Genomic DNA, 19576 nt, shown 5'->3' with positions numbered 1-19576 from the left:
CGGAGAAAGGCATTTCGCCAATAGGTAGTTTTTTCGGCGGAGGCTTACGTCTCGGGGTTTCAGAGACTTCGCTCTTCTTCCGAAGGCGTGTGTGTGCGTCCGGAAAGTGTATTCCTCGCTCTGAGCACAAACGGACCGAGTTGCACTTATTTGGGGCTTTTAACCTGTTACAGGAGGACAACGGACTCCAGCGCAGTTATCTCTCTCTGATAGCCGTTTTTAGATAGAATGCAGAGCTGATAAGGTCGCCTGGGTCCGCATAAGAGAATAAACAGGGGTTTTACTCTCCATAGCGTCTCCTGAGTCCGATACGAGTACACGAACCCGCTGCGGGCTTTTAGGGACCCTACTTTCAATACTAAATCCCTGCTTCCCCAGAACTCTTCCAGTTTGAAGACACGCTCTAGGTAGCATGAATGTAGGTTAGTTCATCCTTCTCAAGTGCCTGACCGATAAAGAACTCAACATCTTTAAGCCTAACAACTTTCATGTTTAAATGATCTGTACCTAAGATCAGAGAAATCAGTATCAGTGAAAGAACCTTCTTCAACACATATTCTATTTGCCTAGACTACATTCGTATTTTCACTCCTCGGATACTTTTCGGCGGAATTCATTAGGGGTTATTCCGTATTCCTTTTTAAAAACACGATAGAATGAGCGCAAACTGTTGAATCCGGAATCAAACGCGATATCGGTGACCGGATGGGTAGTCGATAACAGCAACATGTGGGCAAAGGCTGCCCGCTGTCCATTAATATAATCCCGAAAAGAGATGTGGAACTGTTCAGAAAAGATGCGTGAAATAATAAACTTGCTGACGCCAAGCTCTTTTGAAAGCGCATCCAGATTTATATGATCTAAAAAGTGAATGTCGATATAAGCGAGAATTTTGGGAATGAGATCCATTTCTTTCTTGTAGTCTACTTTTTTCATTAACAATAATGGCAAAGCGTGCCCTAGTACTACAGAGGTATAAGCCTTGAGCAAACGATTGTCACATTGTTCTTTATATAGTGTATACAAGGTTGTCAGCAGGCTCGGAAGCATCTGATGTTTGGGGATTACAGGGTTATCCGGGACATGATTAAACAACTCCCCCGTGAAATCCCCCGGAAATGTGGCATCGAAAAAGATCAGCAGAATCTGGTTCTTCTCTATCGTTTTGTAGCTGTGAGGTTGATTGGAAAAAATGATCGCCATGTCCCCCTCAGACAAAACATAATCTTGTCCATTGATGCTGATATTGATTTTGCCGGACAAAACCATCGTGATCTCTACATTCTTGTGCAGATGAAGAGGATAGGTGTTATTGGTTGAAATAAAGGAATGAAACGCCTGGTCACGATGCTGATATTTAATATTCATGTCTTCCTCCCTATCGTCACGGAATACCAAGCAGTGAAATTTCTGCAATACTAAGAACATAATATGGATTTGCTCATCTGCGCAAGAACCAAGAGCAATAGTTGGCACAAAATAATTTCTTTTTGGCAGGTAAATGCGGCCTAAAAGTTTTAAAGTATTAGCAGTAGTCTGCTTGTTGCAGTAAAAAGAAACAAAAATCACGTACGTACCCACAACATTTGACTGAAAGGAGGAAGTATAACAGGAGCAATGCCTCAAGATAAGGCTGCATCCATGTTATACGTCAAAAGATGAACAGAAAGAGTAAACGATTCAACAAGGTTTTAGCCGTTTTCACGAGTATTTCGGTAGCGTTTTCATTTTTAGGAATCCAGCCTCTTGATGCCTCAGGACAGGCAGATGGAGACAAGCTTTTTACAGGTGCCTCAATCATTGCTTTTCCGGGCGCGGAAGGTGGAGGCGCCTATACCAGCGGTGGCCGGGGAGGCGATGTATATATCGTAACCACCCTCAAAGATTATGCTGTCAATGACAAACCGATTGAAGGGTCGCTTCGGTATGGGGTTGTATCTACGCCTAAAGAGGGGCGTACGATTGTTTTTCATGTTTCCGGAACGATTGAACTAAAAAGCACCCTGCGACTCAATAATATCAAAAACCTGTCCATCGCCGGGCAAACCGCCCCAGGCAACGGAATTACGATTGCAGGCTGGGATACCGATATCAGCAATTCGGAAAACATCATTCTTCGCTATATCTCTTTCCGTCCGGGTGCCACCAATGTATTTAGCGGCAGCGATTCAATGGATGCGCTTTGGGGCAGGGACAACAACTACTTCCTTATTGACCATTGTTCCTTCAGCTGGAACACGGATGAAACCTTATCGTTATACAGAGGCGAAAACGGTACAATCCAGTGGTCCATGATTTCGGAAAGTCTGACTCTGTCCGGGCATACCAAAGGAAGACATGGCTATGGCGGTATTTCAGGCGGAGATAAAACAACGTTCCATCACAATCTGTACGCGAACCACACCTCGCGAAACCCAAGGCTGGGCGGTGGTTATGCAGGTGCTGCGGATGCAGAGCATGTCGCAGTTGTTCAGTTCTCCAACAACGTAATTTATAATTGGGGCTTTAATGGAACCTATGGCGGGGGTTTTACCTTTACTAATTTTATGAACAATATCGAAATTGCCGGTCCAGGTACAAGAGATAACGTGACTCAAAGGGTTATTGATGCCGGGGAATCCAAGAAGCTTGGCGGCTTCTACATCGCGGGGAACCGAATCAACGGGGAGCTTACTGGTTTGCTGAATGAATCCTCTGATACTGTGAAATTTTCCGGTGACAACAGCGGTGACCAAATGACGAACTTAGTAAGCAAGCCGTATCTTTCGGCGGACAGTACGGGAGTAAATCACGGTACTACCAATAAAGCATTTGATGATTACGTTAATTCCGGTGTAAAACCCGCTAACCAACCGTTACTGAAAAGCATTCTGCAACAAGCGGGAGCTACCTATCCGCGTCGCGGCGCTATCGACGCAAGAATTGTTGCGGAAGTAGAGCAAGGCTCGGGAAGATATATCAACACGGAACATGAGGTTGGGGGATATATCTCGGCCTTTGGTGTCGTAGAAGAACAGAGAGAGGATCAATTTGACACCAATCAAAACGGCATAGACGACAAGTGGGAAAAGAAGAATAATATCTGGGGCATCAAGGATGCCTATAAAACAATTACAGAAAGCGGTTATACATGGCTTGAACTTTATACTAACGGTCTTGCCGGTATGGACCATGTTGCCGAAAATTCTGAAGCCAGCCTCATGGCACCAAGGAACAATGCCCAGTTTGCTTTAGGGAAAGAGATCGAGGTTAAAATCAAAGCTTCTTCCAAATTCGGACACAAAATAAAGAAAGTTGCTGTATACAATGGATCTAAATATCTTGGAGATGCAGTGAAGAAAGGCAACACTTACACCTATTCGATCAAGGGACTAGAGGATGCTTCCCACTATATCTCTGCAAGAGTCACGGACACCAAAGGAAATGAGACACAAACCACTGCCACCAACATCCATGTCAATACCTCCTCCTCTGCTTTGGCTGGCAAGGGCTGGACCTCCAAAGATATCGGCAATCCGAACATTAAAGGTTCCGGAAGCATGATAGGCGATGTGATTACTGTTAAAGGAAACGGAAAGCTTGGAAGTAGCGAAGGCAGCCTTGAACGATCAGATGCGAACAATGCGGCCAAAGACGACTTTCACTTTGTGTATAAAGAAATGAACGGAGATATGGCGGTTACCGCGAAGCTGGAGAAGATTGGAGACGTTGACAACCACGCCTTCACAGGACTGATGATCCGCGATGACTTGAAAGAAGACAGTGCTGCTACGGCCCTCTGCCTCTCCTGGGTGAAGTTATTTAAAGCTACCGCCTGGTCATCTTATCTGACGGGAAGAAACCTTAAGGGCGGAGAATTCGATGTATTGACCGAAACTTTAGACAGCCCTTCTGCTGCCGAAAAAGCCGGGATTCAACTACTTCCGGATATTCCGTTCAAGATTAATGGTGTGGAACAAGGCTATTGGCTTAAACTTGGCCGTCAGGGAGATACTTTCTATGCTTATGGATCTATAGACGGAAAAAAATGGACGCCGGTCGGCAAGCGGACAATCGTTATGCAAGGTTCGGTATATGTCGGATTTGCCGTTGACAGCAATGATGTTGCAAATGTGATTGAGCAACTGAACTATGCAAAGTTCTCCAATATTACTGTAGAGAATAAATTTGCCCCTATTAGCGACTAGACTGTACCCGGGGATGCTATGAATAAACGCTAAATAGTGTGATCTTCTGCACAGATGTTACACCAACACGGCAGCCGGTACAACAGCTGCCGTGTTGGTGTGTTTGTTAAGATAAGGTTGCCCGTTCGTTCAGCAGTCCTCTGGTTTTTTACCACATGCCATCACAAAGGTCATCATCGCATAGGCTTCAGGGGAATTATTAAAATTCTCAGAGACTTGTTGTAATTGTTCATATTCTTCTTCATTGATAATTCCCTTATTGTAAAAAACCCTAAACCGGTTAATATCAAACTGCCGTCTAAAACCTTCCATTCCATGAAGATCACTATGCTGGATAACAGTATCCATATCTAAATCGCTATAACCTGCCTGTGCTAAGAGTCGTGGCAGCCCCCTGCCGATATACCGATTGCCCCCTTTTGCAGCTTGATGATCCGCCAGCTTCTTTATCACAGAAGGCAGTAAATCCATATTCGGGCTAACCGCTCCAAAAATCCCGTCATCAATATCGATAATGACAAGCTTCCCACCAGGCTTTAGTACACGATAAATTTCTCTTGCAGCCTCCACCGGATTATGCAAATGAAGAAACAGTAACCTTGCAATAGCAAAATCATAGGAATGATCAGGGAGTCCGGTGTCATACACAGATGAATGTACAAACCGCAGTTTGGACGAAGGGATATGATGTAACCGGTTTTTAGCTTCAGCCAGTAGCTTTTGATCAATTTCCACAGCTGTAATCTCACTTTCCGGCAAACTATGGAGTAATTGTTCGGTAACGAAACTGGGACCACTTCCAAGTTCTAACACGCTCATTCCATCCTGCAACCCATACCATTGTAAGTTACGGAACTCTTTATCCCACCCCATCATTGTTTGTACTTTCAGCCGCTCAACCTCTTCTTCAAAACCTAGAGTAACATTGCCAATATTGTAAGTAGAATTACGCGCCTTCATATGTCACCTCCGTGATAAAACAAAATATTCGACAGTCCTTAAGTGATTCCTTCTTTATCACGTAAACCTGCCCGTCAGCGGACTGAGCAATACATGTAAATATGCTGAGGATATCTTAATTTACTCAAAGTAGTGTTTGTTTTCAGTAACCCATTGAGCAAAAGTTCTTGCTGGTTTTCCTGTTATTTGTTCTACTGTCGGTAAAACTTTACAGTTGCTTTCAGGTGGATTCTTTACCATTCCTATGATGAAGTCTTCTATGAATTCATCATCAAATCCTTGAATTTTGGCGTTTTGTCTTACTTGTTCCTCAGTCAGTTCAATTAGCTCAATCGGTTTGCCAATAATTTTAGAAATCTGTGTAACCGCACTCCTGTTAGATAACGATTGTGGACCAGTTAAAGTATATATCTTTCCATGATGACCTTCTTCGGTGAGCGCTTTAACTGCAACAGCGGCAATATCTGCTTCGTGAATTCTAACGCTCAAAGCATCAGGGAATCCCGTTCTTACAATCCCTTCTTTTTGAATGGATTCTGCCCAAAAATAAAGTGCATTCTTCATAAATTCTGCCGGCCTTAAGATTGTCCAGTCCATTCCGCTATCTTGAATGATGCTCTCTATTGGGTTTCCTTCATAATCCATCAACGCTACAATCTTTTTAACATCCGCCTCTTTTGCCATTTGAATAATTCTTTGGTTCGCCAAATATTTGGCCTCTGTTTGATCACTCTGTGTAATCAAAAATAGACTGTCAACAGTTTGAAGATGTACTTGTAGGGTTTCAGGATTATTGAGGTCTCCTGCTACAGAATGGACTTCAGGTGTAAAACTTGAGTTTTTGGGGTTGCGAGACAAGGCCCTTACCTCAACACCTTTTGAAAGAAGTTGTTCTACAATGTGTCCGCCTACTGTTCCTGTTGCTCCTGTAACTAAAATTTCCATTCCTTTTTATCCTCTCATATTAAAATTCCAAATAGATCAGAATCCCCGTGTATTACTGCTATTTGAAGGTTACTTGGTTATAATAAAGTATGGTGTAACACTATAGTCAAGGAGGGTTTTATGGAGAGAATTTTTCAAACTCATTTAACTTCTGGCCAATTTGCAAAAGTGTTGGGTATTAGCAAGGATACATTATTTCACTATGATCGACTTGGAATTCTTTCTCCTGAATTTACAGCTGAAAATGGGTATAGATATTATTCAATTAATCAAATTGATGTCTTTAAAGTGATTTCAATACTTAAAGAATTAGAAATGCCATTAAAAGAGATAAAAGAATATTTAAAAAAAAGATCACCTCATGAGTTCATTGCCCTACTTGATAAAGAAGAGAAGCTGCTGAATTCAAAAATTAAACAGCTTCAAAAAATGAAAAGTATAATATCAGAGAAGAAACGAATTACCCAAGCAGCCACTGAGATCAATTCAGCTGATATTGTTATGGAGGAAAATAACGAAGAGTTTTTGGTAATAACAGAGGCTGATCCTTACACAAATGATAAAAGCATTTACGATTCCATGATCAAACACGAAAAGTACTTGAATATTTATAGTATTGAAGCATCCCATTCAGTAGGCTGGATGAGAAATACAAAAAGAGTTTTAGCAAATGAACCATTCAATTATGATTACCTTTTTACTCGAGTTAGTAAAGATTCAAATTTTTCAAATTTCCAGCGAGAAAAAGGGACATATTTAATCGCATATCATACAGAGGGATACTCAAGTGTAAGTGAAACTTATGATCGAATAATTAAATATGCTAAGGATAAGAACATAGAAGTAGAGGGATTTTTTTATGAGGATGTTTTGTTAGATGATCTTTCAGTTAGGGGCTATGAAGAGTATTTAATTAAGATCTCTGTTCGAATTTCCAAAATGTAAAAACAAAAACTATTCCGCATATTATACTCACGATAAATCATGAATTTAACAAAAAATGCCCCGCCAGCCAATTTTACGGCTGCCGGGGCATTTCAAGTTCAGCTATATCGAATTATATATTAGTTCAGGAACCCTCAAATCAATGCATAACCGTCGCTCCCGGCAGTTCAGCTTCCAGGGTCAACTCTTCTTCGCGTTTGTGCTCACGCGGTTTCGCTTGTTTCTGCGGACGCTGCTGATTCATCTGATCTAAGAGCTGTGAGATGGGCATCAGGATCATCTTGGGGATCAGAGCCTCGCTGCGGACTTTCAGCCTCTCTCCGCCTGAGGGATGAATAACACTAAGCAGAAGACTTAAATAAAACTTGGAGGAACGGGCAAACCAGCCGTTCGGCAGATCCAGGACCATGAAGCCGAATTTTTCCGGCCCGCGGTTGAGCATGCTGACACCGTATAGCGCCTTGGCCTCGGCCAAATCCACATCGCCGGCTATTTGCTCCGCAAGCACCGGCAGATCCTTTTCCATCCTGCGGATCATGCGGATCGCAAGCTGTGCTGAAGAGCGGGAATTCAGGCCAATCTCGAACAGCTGCCGGTTGTCGATATGCAGCTCAATGACCTTATCGCCTTTGTTCAAGACCTCGCCGCCTTCCATCTGCACGGTGCCGCCTTGATATTTGCGCAGCCGGTAATGGAGGAACGGGTCAGCCGGTGAGATCGTCTTTAAGCGGAAGAGGAACTGGAAGACTTGCTCCCAGGCCAGCCACAGGCCGACAATCAGCCGTTTGCCGTAGGAGATCCGCTGAATCGGCGAGTTCTGCACATTCTTGATCATCTGGTCGATCCGGATGCTGCGCAAGCCCCGAAGCCGCGCTTCCTCCAGCATCCGTTCCAGGGCAACCAGCATATGCTCCGGCGCTTTCGGATCTGCACCGAGTGTTGTCCCGCAATCATGGAGCAGCATCACTTCGCCCGGGTTCAGCTTGTCGATCAGCTTCTCGGTCAGCCGTTCTGCGCCGAGCTTCTCTTTCCAGTCGCCGAACATAGCCGACCAGAGCACAATTTGAACCTGGCGGCGTTTGGAGAAGTCGAACAGATTGACTATCCCCCACGGCGGACGGTAATAGGTGCTCCGCTCCCCGGTAATACTGTAAATAATATCATCCGTGCGTTGAATCTGCTGCCTGACAGTAGCGGGACGCATCACCCAGTTGCTCTTGTGCACATAATTATGAATGCCGATAAGATGTCCCTCATCATGCATACGCTTAATAAGTTCCGGATTCTGTTCGGCATGCGACCCGACTACAAAGAAAGTCGCCTTGGCATCATAACGTTTAAGCAGATCCAGTAAAAGTGGTGTATAGTGCGGATCGGGACCATCATCAAAGGTCAGTGCAAATTCGGAGCGCCCAGTCCCTTTGCGGAATACGCGGTAACCGAAGATCCGGCTGATCATTCCAGGAATGAACGCATAAAAGGTCGAGATGTAAAATAACCAGAGCAGCAAAGTCTGCATGTATATTCACCGCTTTTCCAGAGTTGACTTTGGCTCGTCTTACGTCTGCAAGCAGATATTTGGGTACGGCCAAGTAGAGTATAATATGTCTCGCGGTTTTTAGGTGAGCAGAATCCCACGAAAAAACGTTACCCCCTATTTTAACACAGGTACCAAAGAAAAAGACGCTTTTTTATTAAAATCGTGTACAATGAATTGGAGCCTAAATTGTTAAAATTTCTAAAAAAGTAATCTGAAAAAGGAGTCGTTTATACTTATGCTGCCGCTGTACAAAAAATATTGGCGCACCTTCTTTGATATTGGTTTGGTGGTGCTGACGGTGTATCTCGTAATGCTAGGTTTCAGCAAGCTGTATCAACTGGCCGCACCGGTATTCCTGTCTTTTTTTGTATTCCTGCTGATCGAGCCGCTGGCCCGCTTCCTGAACCGCAAGGGAATGGGCAAACCGTTCGCCTCCGCAATTTCCGTACTGCTGTTTCTGATTATTCTGCTGGGCGTCTTGTTCGGTGCAGGACTGCTCATTGCGACAAAGGCCCTTCAATTCTCGGATAGCTTACCCGTATACACAAAGATGCTTCAAATGCATTTTAAAGAAACCACCACTTATCTGCAGCATCAGATTGATGCGCTGCCGCCTGATCTTACAACGAAAATAAATGGCTATTTCACCGATGCCACCAACATTCTTTCCAAATGGATGGTCAGCTTCTTTAAGTATATGGTTGGTGTGCTTGGCTCTTTCTCCTCCTTTATGGGCAATTTCGGCGTCGCTATTATTCTCGCTTTTTTCCTCAGCATGGAGATCAAGGACTGGCGCAAGATCGCTCATGATAAAATGCCCAAGACCTTTAAGACGGCTTTCGCTTTCGTCCAAGGGAACGTTTTTAAAGCCATCGGTTCCTATCTCAAAGCCCAGCTGATCTTGATCAGCATCACTTTCGTCATTGTGCTGGTCGGTCTGTTCATACTAAGAACGGGAAACGAGATCACCATGGCGCTGGTATGCGCTGTATTTGATGTGCTGCCGCTGCTTGGGGTATCGACGATTCTGATTCCCTGGATTATTTATTTGTTTATCGTGGGCAATACTTCGCTTGCGATTGGACTGCTCGTCCTGCTGGCGATTGTGCTGATTGTGCGCCAACTGCTGGAGCCGAAGATTACCGGCAATTCGATCGGCGTATCCTCAGCGTTTCTGATGTTGTCCTTTGTAATCTTCTCCATGTCCGCCTTCGGCGTGGCCGGACTGATCCTGTCCCCGATCCTGCTTATTCTGATCAAGGAGCTGATTCAGCAGGGTTATCTCCAGCGCTGGATCTATCTGCCTCAGGAGGAATTTATCGTTTCGCCGTTCGCGGCAGCCGAACCTTCGACTGCCGGAGGACCCGTCACCGGTGAAACAGAACCATCTCAAGCTCCCGAAGACGCGGCCAACAAGTCGAATACCTGACCAAACAGCTTGGTTGCCGTATGGGCACTGCCGGGGGCCACATTCTCCACAGCGATGGATACGGCATACCGGGGATGGTCAACCGGACCGTAGCCGATGAACCACTGATTGTTGCGCGGTGCTCCCTTCACTAGGGTCTGGGCCGTGCCCGATTTGCCGGCCAACGGCCAATGTGCGTCTTGCAGGCGTCTGCCGGTTCCCTCTGTGACGACCAGCCGCATCCAGGACAACAGCAGCCTGGATGTCGAATCCGAGATTTCTCCGGAGGAAGCCGGAGCCAGGTGTCCCGGCAGCTCCTTAAGCGTCTGGCCGTTTCTGAACGCGACCCGCTGCAGAATGCGCGGCGCTCTAACCTTGCCGCCATGCAGCAGCGTGACGACGAGATTGGCCGCCTGCAGCGGCGTCACTCTTGCATCCCGCTGGCCAATGGCTGTCTGCACCCTTGCTCCGCCGTCATCCGGCAGCAGGGTCGTAAAGATCGTTCCTGGCTGCTCCCCGGCGAGCGGCCGGAGCAGCGGCAGGCCAAGCGTATCCTTCGCTTGCCAGCCCACATCTCTTCCCAGGCCAAGCGCCAGTGCGGTGGCCTGAAGCTGCGCGCCGCTCAGCCGCTCGGCGAGGGAAGCAAATACTGTATTGCAGGACACGGCGAACCCTTGCGCCAGCGTGAGGGAACCGTGTCCTTTGCCGTTCTGGCAGGACAGACCGAATTTGTCATAATGCCCCGAGCAATAGAACTTCTCGTCCGGCGAGGTTATCCCGGCCTCCAGCGCGGCTGCGGCCGTTACAATCTTAAAGATGGAGCCGGGTGCGGCTGCCTGCAGTGCCCGGTTATTCCACTCCCCGCCTTCAGGCGAAACATGCCCTGGATTATAAAAGGGCAGAGACACCATCGCCTGTATATCACCATTTTTGGTATCCAGCACTACCACCGCGCCCTCTTTCAATCCCGCCTCCGTAACCAGCTGCTCAATTCCTGCTTGAAGCTGCTTATCAATCGTCGTATAGATCGACAAGGGGTAATAGGGATTCCCTGGCGCCTTCACTTTTATAGGGCTGCCCGGAAGCCGGTTGCCACGCGCATCCACCTGGGCATATGCCTCCGTGTGACCAACACCCTGAAGCAGCGGTTCCAGGGTTTTCTCCAGCCCATCCGTTCCGGTCAGTGGAGTTCTAAGTCCTGTGGGCGAGTCCTTTGCCTTCGTCTTGGAAGCCTCCGACATATACCCCAGCCATTGCCGTCCTGACGCTTCATTCTCATATCTGCGGGAGAACGGCAGGACTCTGACCCCGCCCAGACCCAAATGCTCCACTTCTTGTGCCTGCTGCGGTGTCAGCGCCTGGGGGGTCTTGGTTGTGGCAGAGGGCCATAGAAACGGCTCCTTCACTCCGGAGATTCTGCTCTGCAGCTGCTCATACGGGACTCCGAGGATCGCGGCAAGACGACGTTGAGGTTCCGTTCCCGCTTCCGCTCCCGGGCTAATGTCAGCAGCAGGTTGTTCTTCCTGCGGAAAAAAGGCTGCCGCCCAAACGGTTTCACCGGCAAGCGGCTTTCCGCTGCGGTCATAGAGCCGGCCACGCCCGCTGTCCAGTACGGTCTCCCGCTCACTCTGAATCTCGGCCATCTGGGCAAGAGAATATTCCGCACCGGGGACCGGCTGATTCTTAAGCAGCAGTTGAACCCATGCCAGCCTTAGAATGAGGACTGCAAGCAGTGACGACAAAATAAGCAGGCCCCAGAATATACGTTTATGGATTACCTTATGCAATGCCATTCCTCCTGAATGTATGTGCGGATAGCCGATTGTGTTGTTCCTGGGATCTATTATGCCCACCTTGCTAATTTATTACATGGGACGTTCAAGGTATGGCAAAAAACCGCTCTACCCGTAAATGGGTGGAGCGGTGTAATGGATGCATTGCTTTTTTGCATGCAGGATGGTTAGACACTAAATTTGGACAGTCTTTCCTTAAGCATGCTTGAAGCATGTTCCAGCTTGCCGGAAAGTTCAACCAGATAATCGCTCACATTCTGCTGCTCACCGCTTAAGGAAGCAACCTCCTCGGAGGCAGCTGATGATTCCTCGGCGAAGGAGCTGACATTGCCAATCGTCTCTGACAGCACTCGTTGTGACTGGTTAAGTCCGTCGACCGATGAAGAGACAGATTCCAGCCGGTCGATGAAATGATTCATCTGTTCCTGTACGGATACGAAGATGTCGCTGGTATTGCGGACAGAAGTCACCTGTTCATTGAACAGCGGAGCTACATCCGACAACGCAGCCACAGTCTCATTCATATCGTTCATGATCTTGTCGGTAATCTCAGCTACAACCGTAATGGAACGCTTGGATTGGTCAGCCAATTGGCGGATTTCATCGGCCACGACCATAAAGCCCTGGCCGGCCTCCCCCGCTCTTGCCGCTTCAATCGTAGCATTCAGTGACAGGATATTAGTCTGCTGCGTAATATTCTGCATAACCTCAAGCACTTTAATCACCGAAGAAGCAGTTTCCTTCAATTCATTGACTTTCACCACGAGATGATGGGTCATTTCGCCTGTCGTTTGTGTTCTGCCCAGCAATTCCTTTAACTTCACAACGCCTTCTTCACTAGCTTGTCCTACACTATGCGCCGTGCTTTCCATCTCATGGGCGGCAGCAAAAACCATATCCATCTGCCCGGAGATTGCCGCGGTCATTTCGTTTCCGCGGTCCGCTTCCAGAGCCAGATTGCCAGCGCCGCCGGCAATCTCTTCGGTCGCCGCAGCAATATCCATTGCCGCAGCAGCCGTCTTGCGTGATGCACTGCCTAGTGCATCGGCGGTCTCCAGCACTTCGCGGGCGGTCTCGTTGGTATGGATAACCAGCTCTGTAATCCGCTCCATCATTGCATTGAAGGAGCTGGACAACTGGCCGATCTCGTCGCGGGAAGTGATCTTGGTCCGCACACGCAGATCGCCTTCGGCTCCCTGAAACATCAAGTGCCTCAGCTTTGAGAGCGGCCTCGATACCATCCTTACCATCCACAAGCCGATCATAATGGCAATTACTGCGGCTGCGCCTACCGCTATGTACGTAGTGTTAAGAATACGGCCGGCATCCTTGATCAGATTCTCAGCAGGCACCACCCCGAGTACTTTCCAGCCGGAGCTCTCCAGTGTGCCGTACACCGCAAGAATGGATTCGCCTTCCTCGTCCTTGGTCGGCAGCGAGCCTGAGGTTTGATTAACGCCTTTCAGCAGCGTTCCGCCCAGCCGCAGATACGTATCTGCCTCCTGGTGCTGTGAAGAGGCAATCAGCTCGTCTTTGTCCGTCAGCAATTGAATGTAGGAGTCCATTCCCAGATTGACTTTACTGAGATGGTTCTCCAGTTCTGTAGTCTTGATATCGCAGACAGCGATGTAGCCGGTGCCACCGGCATCCCCCGCGATGGATTTGGCGAAATGCAGCACTCCCGACTGGTCCCCTTGCTTCAATGCCTGCGTGATCCATAAGCTCTGCGGTTTCTCCTGCAGCTGCTTGAACCAGGAGGATGCGCGGATCTCCTCCACAAAGGCGCTGTCAGTCGTTCCCGTAGCAGAGATAGGGAGACTGGCATTTAACGGTACAAGGTACACGGCTTGTATCCCGCTTACTGCAGAGAGCCAATGGTCCAGCTCCCCCATGATCACTTTAGACTGCTCCTGATGTTGCCCGAAGTTTGCAGGAGACTGATTTCCTTGCGTTACGGCATTCTGAATATCCTTGTTGTAAAAAAGCTGTCCCAGGCTGTCTTCAAACCGCAGCAATATTACGTCCAGCTTCTCTGCCGTTTGTAGGACCGTCTGCTCATTGGAGGACAGCGCGTTGTTCTCGATCGTTTGTCTGGCTACGGAATACGAGGTGTATCCGAGGGACAGGACAATTCCCATCGTGGCGATGAAGAACACGAGAAATAGCCGCATCCCCAGCGACTTGGAGGGATGCAGCCGGGTTAGAAACCCTTTACTGCCTTTTGCTTGCTTGCTCAAAAAAATTCACCGCCAAATCTACTGTTTTCTTGCACGGATTACACCCGTTACAAGGTCATGAACGTCTGAAGCGTCCGATCAGCAAGATATGGAAGATACTCATGACCGTATTCATAATAAACCATGAGGTCTTTTGATGCTGTGATTTTATTGTATGCAGCAAATTGTGTTGAAGGAGGACAGATCGTATCCGCCAAACCAGTCACCCACAGCACTTTAGCCTGGATGCGGTCCGCCAAATTCTGAATATCAATATAACCCAGCCGGTTGAAAATTTCGTCCTCGCGCATATGATGCGGATCAAAAAAGCGGAAATAGTAGTTGATCTCCTCATACGCCGAGGTTGTGATATTCGTTTCCCAGGCCCGTTTGTAATCGGACAGGAACGGATAAACCGGCACAGCTATGGCAATGCGCGGTTCAAGCGATGCGCAGGCTGCAGTAAGTCCGCCACCTTGCGACAGGCCGAAAGCGCCAACCCGCGCCGGGTCAACTTCAGGCATCGCCATCAGAATACGCGCCGTCTGGGCGGTATCCAGAAATACGTTGCGGTAATAAAGGTTATCGGGATTGGGATCATCAATACCACGGATAATATGACCGCGGATCGTGGTGCCCTGCACTGTAAGATTGTCTTCGGACGGCCCGCCCTGTCCCCGGCAGTCCATTGCCAGCACGCTGATTCCATGAGCGGCATAAGTGACCTTCTCCATCCAGTCCCCGCTATCGCAGGAGTAACCGTGGAACATGACAACGCCCGGCCCCTTTCCTTGCGCCGCCTTCTTCGGTCTTACATATTTGCAGTGCACTCTTGCTCCGCCTACGCCGGTAAAATAGAGATGGAAACATTCCGCCAGCTCGCTGGTAAATTCCGCAGGCACAAGTTCATAATCAAGCGGCTGGGCGTTAAGGTCGTTTAGCGCCCGTTCCCAGAATAGATCGAAATCTTCCGGCTTCGGGCTGCTGCCCCTGTAGGCTTTTAATTGGGGCAGGGATCGTTCATTAGTCACTTATCATCTTCTCCTTAACCACCTGTATTAGATCTTGCCCAAGCCCGCGTCGTCGCCGACTTCCTCATGGGTTTCAATCACGTAATTTACGATTTCCTGAACAGTCGTATAAGCAACGCCTACATAAGTATCTGCAGCGCCGTAATAGATGGCGATGCGGCCGGTTTCGGCATCATTCAGCGTGGCGCAAGGGAAGAGCACATTGTTCACGAAACCTCTTTCTTCGTACCATTCTTCCGGTGTCAGGACGAAGTTCTTGGAGCGGTATTTCACTCTCGACGGCTCATCTTTATCCAGAATAACTGCGCCCATGCTGTATACCAGACCGTTGCAGGTTCCGGTTACGCCATGGTAGAACATCAGCCAGCCTTCGGAAGTTTCAATCGGAGCGGGGCCGCCGCCAATTTTGGTGCTCTGCCACCAGCCTTGACCGCCTTTGGTCATCACATGGCGGTGTTTGCCCCAGTAGACGAAGTCAGGGCTTTCGCTCAGGAACACATCCCCGAACGGGGTATGTCCGCTGTCGCTCGGACGGGAGAGCATCACGAAATTGCCGTTGATTTTTTTAGGGAACAGCACGCCGTTACGGTTGAACGGCAGGAACGGATTTTCCAGGCTGATGAAGGTTTTGAAGTCCTGGGTTTTCGCTACACCGATAGCCGCGCCGTAGAAATCCGTACACCAGATGATGTAATAGGTATCTTCGACTTTCACCAGACGAGGGTCGTAGGCATAACGCGGCATGTACGGATTGCCTTCTTCATCAATGAATTGAATCGGCTGATCGTCGATTTTCCAGTCCAGACCGTCAACACTGTAGCCCATCCGCAGATGTGGACGGGTCGTGTTGTCCTCTACGCGGAATACACCGAGAAAGCTGCCATCATAAGCAACAACCGCACTGTTGAAAATCCGTGCAACCCCTTTAGCCGGATTGCGTTTAATTACCGGGTTGTCATTATGTCTCCAGACCGGGTTTTCGTTTCCTGCAGGTCTGTCCTGCCATGGGATATTCGGCAAATCATTTCCAATCAACTTTACTTCTTTCATAGTTAAGTCTCCCTCCAAAGGTACTGCAGCTCCGCTGCAGTTCTTAAATGTAATGTGTTGAACCTGAACCTGAACCTGTAACTATTTTACAGAACCTTGCGCAAACCCGTTATAAATATATTTTTGCAAAGAGACGAAAGCGACCAGTGTCGGGATAATCGCAATCATGATCGCGGCGCAGATAACCTCCCACTGCGAACCGTACGGGCCTTTAAATTTAAACAGCGCAGTCGAGACGACCTGCAGGTCACTTTTTGGCATGTACAGGAATGGGGTGTAAAAGTCATTGTAGATATTTACGCCCTTTACGATAATGACCGTTACAATGGCAGGACTCAGCAGCGGCAATATAATCCGCCAGTAAATGGTCCAATACGAAGCCCCGTCCAGCATCGCAGACTCATCAAGCGACTCCGAAATCGAATCCAGAAACTGCATGAAGATGTAAACGGCGATAATATCTGTACCCAGGTACATCAAAATCGGTGCCCAGCGGGTATTGAACAGTTCCAGGGAGTTGATGATCTGGAACGTAGCCACCTGAGTCGTCACACCCGGAATCAGCGTAGCCAGCAGGAAGGCGCCCATCATCAGCTTGCTGCCTCTGAATTTGAAGCGGGACAGGATATAAGCCATCATCGAACCGGTCAGCGTTGCACCGGCGATGGAAATCACCACGATAATGATCGTGTTCTTGAAGCCGAGCAGCATTTTGCCGTCGACAAAAGCCTTGGTGTAGTTCGAGAAATTCAGCCAATTTTCCGGCAGTGTTAGCGGTCCGGTCGAAGCATATTCGGCGTTTGTTTTTAGTGAAGCGAAAAGGACGACAACTATTGGAATAAGTGCCACCAGCGCTCCTAACAGTAAGGTGAGGTATTTGAAGAAAGAAGCAGCGGTATATTTAAAAGTATGCATAGTTCTTACTTCTCCTCCTTGATCAGAACACGCTGTAAAATGGTAACAAGTATAACTATGCCCAGAAGCAATACGGCCATTGCGGAAGCAAGGCCAAGCTTGCTGTATTTGAAGGCCACATCGACGGTCTGGATGACAAACGTGCTGCTGCCATTAGACCCGCCGGTCATGACATACGGAATTTCGAAGACACCGATCGCTCCGCTTACCGCGAGAATCAGATTGAGCTGCAATATACGCTTGATGCTCGGAATAATAATATGTCTGAACTGGTGCCAGCGGTTGGCGCCGTCAATTTCCGAAGCTTCATAAATATCACTTCCGATAGAGGAAATCGCTCCAAGGAAGATGATAAAGTTCATTCCCATGTATCTCCAGACGGAGGCAAAAGCAAGGGAAATATTGATCAGATGAGGATTTAGCAGCCATTTCTGCTGCCAGGCTCCAAGTCCCAACAAATCAAGCAGTGTATTGAGAGTCCCTTCCGGCTTGAAGAAGAACAGGAAGATAAAACCGATAGCCACACCGTTAAGCAGTGTCGGGAAGAACAGAATTCCCTTGAACCAATTTTTCATCCGGACATTAAAGCTTAGAATGGTGGCAAAATACAGCGCCAGTCCCATTTGGATAAAGGTAGCGAAGAAGTAATACAAACTGACTTTAAATACGGAAAAATACTCCGGTTTGGTGAAGATGGTCTTATAGTTTTCGAGCCCTACATATTCCATCTTCTTGCTGAGTCCATCCCAGCTCGTGAAGCTGTACTGGAACATCTTGAACACCGGTAAATACGAGAAGGTTAACAGTAAAAGAAGCGGAACCAACGAAAATAGAAAAATAATCAAAATCCGCTGATTTTTATAACTCAAGTTAGACAATTTGGGCACTCTCCACACCTCCTAAGAACAAATGCTTTATACTCCAAATCCAGCTCCAGGCCGCAAAAGTGAAGGGGAAAATGCCTCTTTGAGCATCTTCCCGTTCTCTTGAATCTTTCTTCACCCTGCGTTTTATCAAGTTAAAATGTTATAGCAATCACCGGCACTTACTTTGCAGCGGTAACTTTTGCTCTTGCTTCTTTCCATTTATCGTTCAGATCTTTCATGATATCGTCATAGGAATCTTTGCGGTTACCGATAGCCGCTTCAATGATCACTTTCTTGAAGTCAGGCTGCCATAGGCCAATTTGAGCTTCCTTGTCGATGGCATCAACCCAGCCTTCTTCTCCAGCTTTAGCAGGAGCCAGTGTATCAAAGGTTACTTCCATGCCTTCAAATTGTTTGAGGATTTCAGGAAGCTCAGCACCCTTAACCGGGCTCATGCCGCCGCCTTCAGTAGTCGGATAGCCGGATTCATTAATGAACCAGTCCAACCACGCTCTTGCTGCTTCTTTATTTTTACTGTGAACGCTGACACCCAGGTTGTAGTCATCAGACAGCGGAACCAGAACCTTCTCGGCATTGGTAGGGAATGGCATGAAGCCTACATCGTCAGGATTTGTAGCCACTCCTTTAATTTGGCCGATCGCCCAGGATCCGAGCATCATGGTACCGATTTTTCCGTTAGCCAGGTCAGCCTTGGAAGATTCCCAGTCTGTTGTTGTAGGATCTTCTTCAATCAACCCGTTCTTAGCTGCATCGTACAGTACTTTGTACAGGTCATAGTGAGGTTGTCCCTTAACGAAGTTATCATCGGAAGCCACTTGAGCGATATTGACATAGTCGCGGTTGCCGGCAACGGTAGCCAAATCCGATTCCCATTGAGTCAATGTCCAACCGGCTGCATAGTTCGTGTACAGCGGAACAGCTTCGGTTTTATCTTTGATGCTCTGCAGAGCCGTCATGAACTGGTCCATCGTTCTCGGTGTTTCCGTAATGCCCGCATCTTTAAATACTTGTTTGTTGTAAATTACGCCGGAGAAGTTAACAGTGATTGGAACACCGTAGGAAACTCCGTCTACCGAACGTTCTTCAAGCCCTGTATATTTCTGTTCAAGGTCGGACATTTGGCCCAGCGGCTCGAAAAAGTCCGGCAGATCCTTGATCGCTACGCTTGTAGGCAGCAGCAGCACGTCACCGTAATCGTCGGTGCTCATACGGATTTTGATTTGATCCTCATAGCTGGAAAGTGCTTCAAAGTTCACTTTTACGTCCGGATATTTCTCATTGAATTTTGCTGCGTAATCTTTGAATACGGTATCAACAATATCCGTTCTTTGTGTAATCACAGTGATTTCGCCTTTGATGTCCTTGGCGGCATCACCTTCAGGAGCAGCAGTAGCCTCCGTGTTGGTTCCGGCGTTTCCTTTATTGTTCGCTGTTTCATTCTCCGCGTTGTTGTTCGATGAACAGCCTGTGAACAAGCCAGCCATTAGCGTAAGTCCCATTAAACCAGCCATTACTTTGCTTTTCTTCATTTGCTTTTGACCCCTCTCTTTTATTCACGTTTCTAAATAACAAAATACTAACACTCCATATCACTCGTGATTGAGATAAATCACCGTTAACTCGTGTTTTGTCTGCAATCGTTATGAAAAGAATGATGGTATCGCTTACAAATATATTATAAATCGTTTCCAGAGCCAAA

Annotated in this window: 14 protein-coding genes; 3 read left to right on the top strand and 11 right to left on the bottom strand. The window is 47.6% G+C overall.

From position 1 onward, the window contains the following. Window positions 1–585: 585 nt before the first annotated feature. Window positions 586–1569 carry a helix-turn-helix domain-containing protein gene (locus tag ACQ76X_RS21510; protein ID WP_438495848.1) on the bottom strand — a complete coding sequence of 328 codons (984 nt, stop codon included), beginning with the start codon at window positions 1567–1569 and terminating at the stop codon, window positions 586–588. 89 nt (window positions 1570–1658) lie between these two features. On the opposite strand from ACQ76X_RS21510, the gene ACQ76X_RS21505 reads away from it, so the two are divergent. Continuing rightward, window positions 1659–4187, top strand: coding sequence for a pectate lyase family protein (locus ACQ76X_RS21505; RefSeq protein ID WP_438495847.1), 2529 nt, complete (start codon window positions 1659–1661; stop codon window positions 4185–4187). 129 nt (window positions 4188–4316) lie between these two features. Here the strand turns inward: ACQ76X_RS21505 and ACQ76X_RS21500 are convergent, their stop codons facing one another. Together ACQ76X_RS21500 and ACQ76X_RS21495 are read right to left on the bottom strand one after the other, a co-directional pair. Then, entirely contained in the window at window positions 4317–5147 is an 831-nt protein-coding gene (locus ACQ76X_RS21500) for a methyltransferase domain-containing protein (RefSeq protein WP_438495846.1), read from the bottom strand. 120 nt (window positions 5148–5267) lie between these two features. Beyond that, window positions 5268–6092, bottom strand: coding sequence for an NAD(P)H-binding protein (locus ACQ76X_RS21495; RefSeq protein ID WP_438495845.1), 825 nt, complete (start codon window positions 6090–6092; stop codon window positions 5268–5270). Window positions 6093–6212: 120 nt separating this feature from the next. On the opposite strand from ACQ76X_RS21495, the gene ACQ76X_RS21490 reads away from it, so the two are divergent. Continuing rightward, entirely contained in the window at window positions 6213–7037 is an 825-nt protein-coding gene (locus tag ACQ76X_RS21490; RefSeq protein ID WP_438495844.1) for a MerR family transcriptional regulator, read from the top strand. 139 nt (window positions 7038–7176) lie between these two features. Here ACQ76X_RS21490 and ACQ76X_RS21485 read toward each other — a convergent pair whose 3' ends face one another. Continuing rightward, the gene (locus ACQ76X_RS21485) at window positions 7177–8556 is read right to left on the bottom strand and encodes a polysaccharide deacetylase family protein (RefSeq protein ID WP_438495843.1); all 1380 of its coding nucleotides are present in this window, start codon (window positions 8554–8556) and stop codon (window positions 7177–7179) included. Window positions 8557–8812: 256 nt separating this feature from the next. On the opposite strand from ACQ76X_RS21485, the gene ACQ76X_RS21480 reads away from it, so the two are divergent. Next, window positions 8813–10006: an AI-2E family transporter gene (locus ACQ76X_RS21480; RefSeq protein ID WP_438495842.1), complete on the top strand. Its 1194-nt coding sequence runs from the start codon at window positions 8813–8815 to the stop codon at window positions 10004–10006. Here ACQ76X_RS21480 and ACQ76X_RS21475 read toward each other — a convergent pair. From ACQ76X_RS21475 to ACQ76X_RS21445, 7 genes are all read right to left on the bottom strand, one after another. Then, entirely contained in the window at window positions 9967–11772 is a 1806-nt protein-coding gene (locus ACQ76X_RS21475; RefSeq protein ID WP_438495841.1) for a peptidoglycan D,D-transpeptidase FtsI family protein, read from the bottom strand. The genes ACQ76X_RS21480 and ACQ76X_RS21475 overlap by 40 nt on opposite strands. Window positions 11773–11945: 173 nt before the next feature. Next, window positions 11946–14015, bottom strand: coding sequence for a methyl-accepting chemotaxis protein (locus ACQ76X_RS21470; RefSeq protein WP_438495840.1), 2070 nt, complete (start codon window positions 14013–14015; stop codon window positions 11946–11948). Window positions 14016–14062: 47 nt separating this feature from the next. After that, window positions 14063–15025, bottom strand: coding sequence for an acetylxylan esterase (locus tag ACQ76X_RS21465; protein ID WP_438495839.1), 963 nt, complete (start codon window positions 15023–15025; stop codon window positions 14063–14065). Between the two features lie 27 nt (window positions 15026–15052). After that, window positions 15053–16075: a glycoside hydrolase family 130 protein gene (locus ACQ76X_RS21460; protein WP_438495838.1), complete on the bottom strand. Its 1023-nt coding sequence runs from the start codon at window positions 16073–16075 to the stop codon at window positions 15053–15055. Between the two features lie 81 nt (window positions 16076–16156). Then, window positions 16157–16990 (bottom strand): carbohydrate ABC transporter permease, encoded by an 834-nt coding sequence (locus ACQ76X_RS21455; protein ID WP_038588146.1) that lies wholly within the window; start codon window positions 16988–16990, stop codon window positions 16157–16159. A 5-nt stretch (window positions 16991–16995) separates the two neighbouring features. Beyond that, window positions 16996–17877 (bottom strand): carbohydrate ABC transporter permease, encoded by an 882-nt coding sequence (locus tag ACQ76X_RS21450; protein ID WP_340893882.1) that lies wholly within the window; start codon window positions 17875–17877, stop codon window positions 16996–16998. A gap of 158 nt (window positions 17878–18035) precedes the next feature. Next, entirely contained in the window at window positions 18036–19406 is a 1371-nt protein-coding gene (locus tag ACQ76X_RS21445) for an extracellular solute-binding protein (protein ID WP_438495837.1), read from the bottom strand. Window positions 19407–19576: the final 170 nt, after the last annotated feature.

The organism is Paenibacillus sp. IHBB 3054, from assembly GCF_051594305.1.
Lineage (GTDB): Bacteria > Bacillota > Bacilli > Paenibacillales > Paenibacillaceae > Paenibacillus_AQ.
The sequence above is the reverse complement of the archived record's forward strand: the minus strand, read 5'-3'. Positions and strand labels throughout refer to the sequence as shown.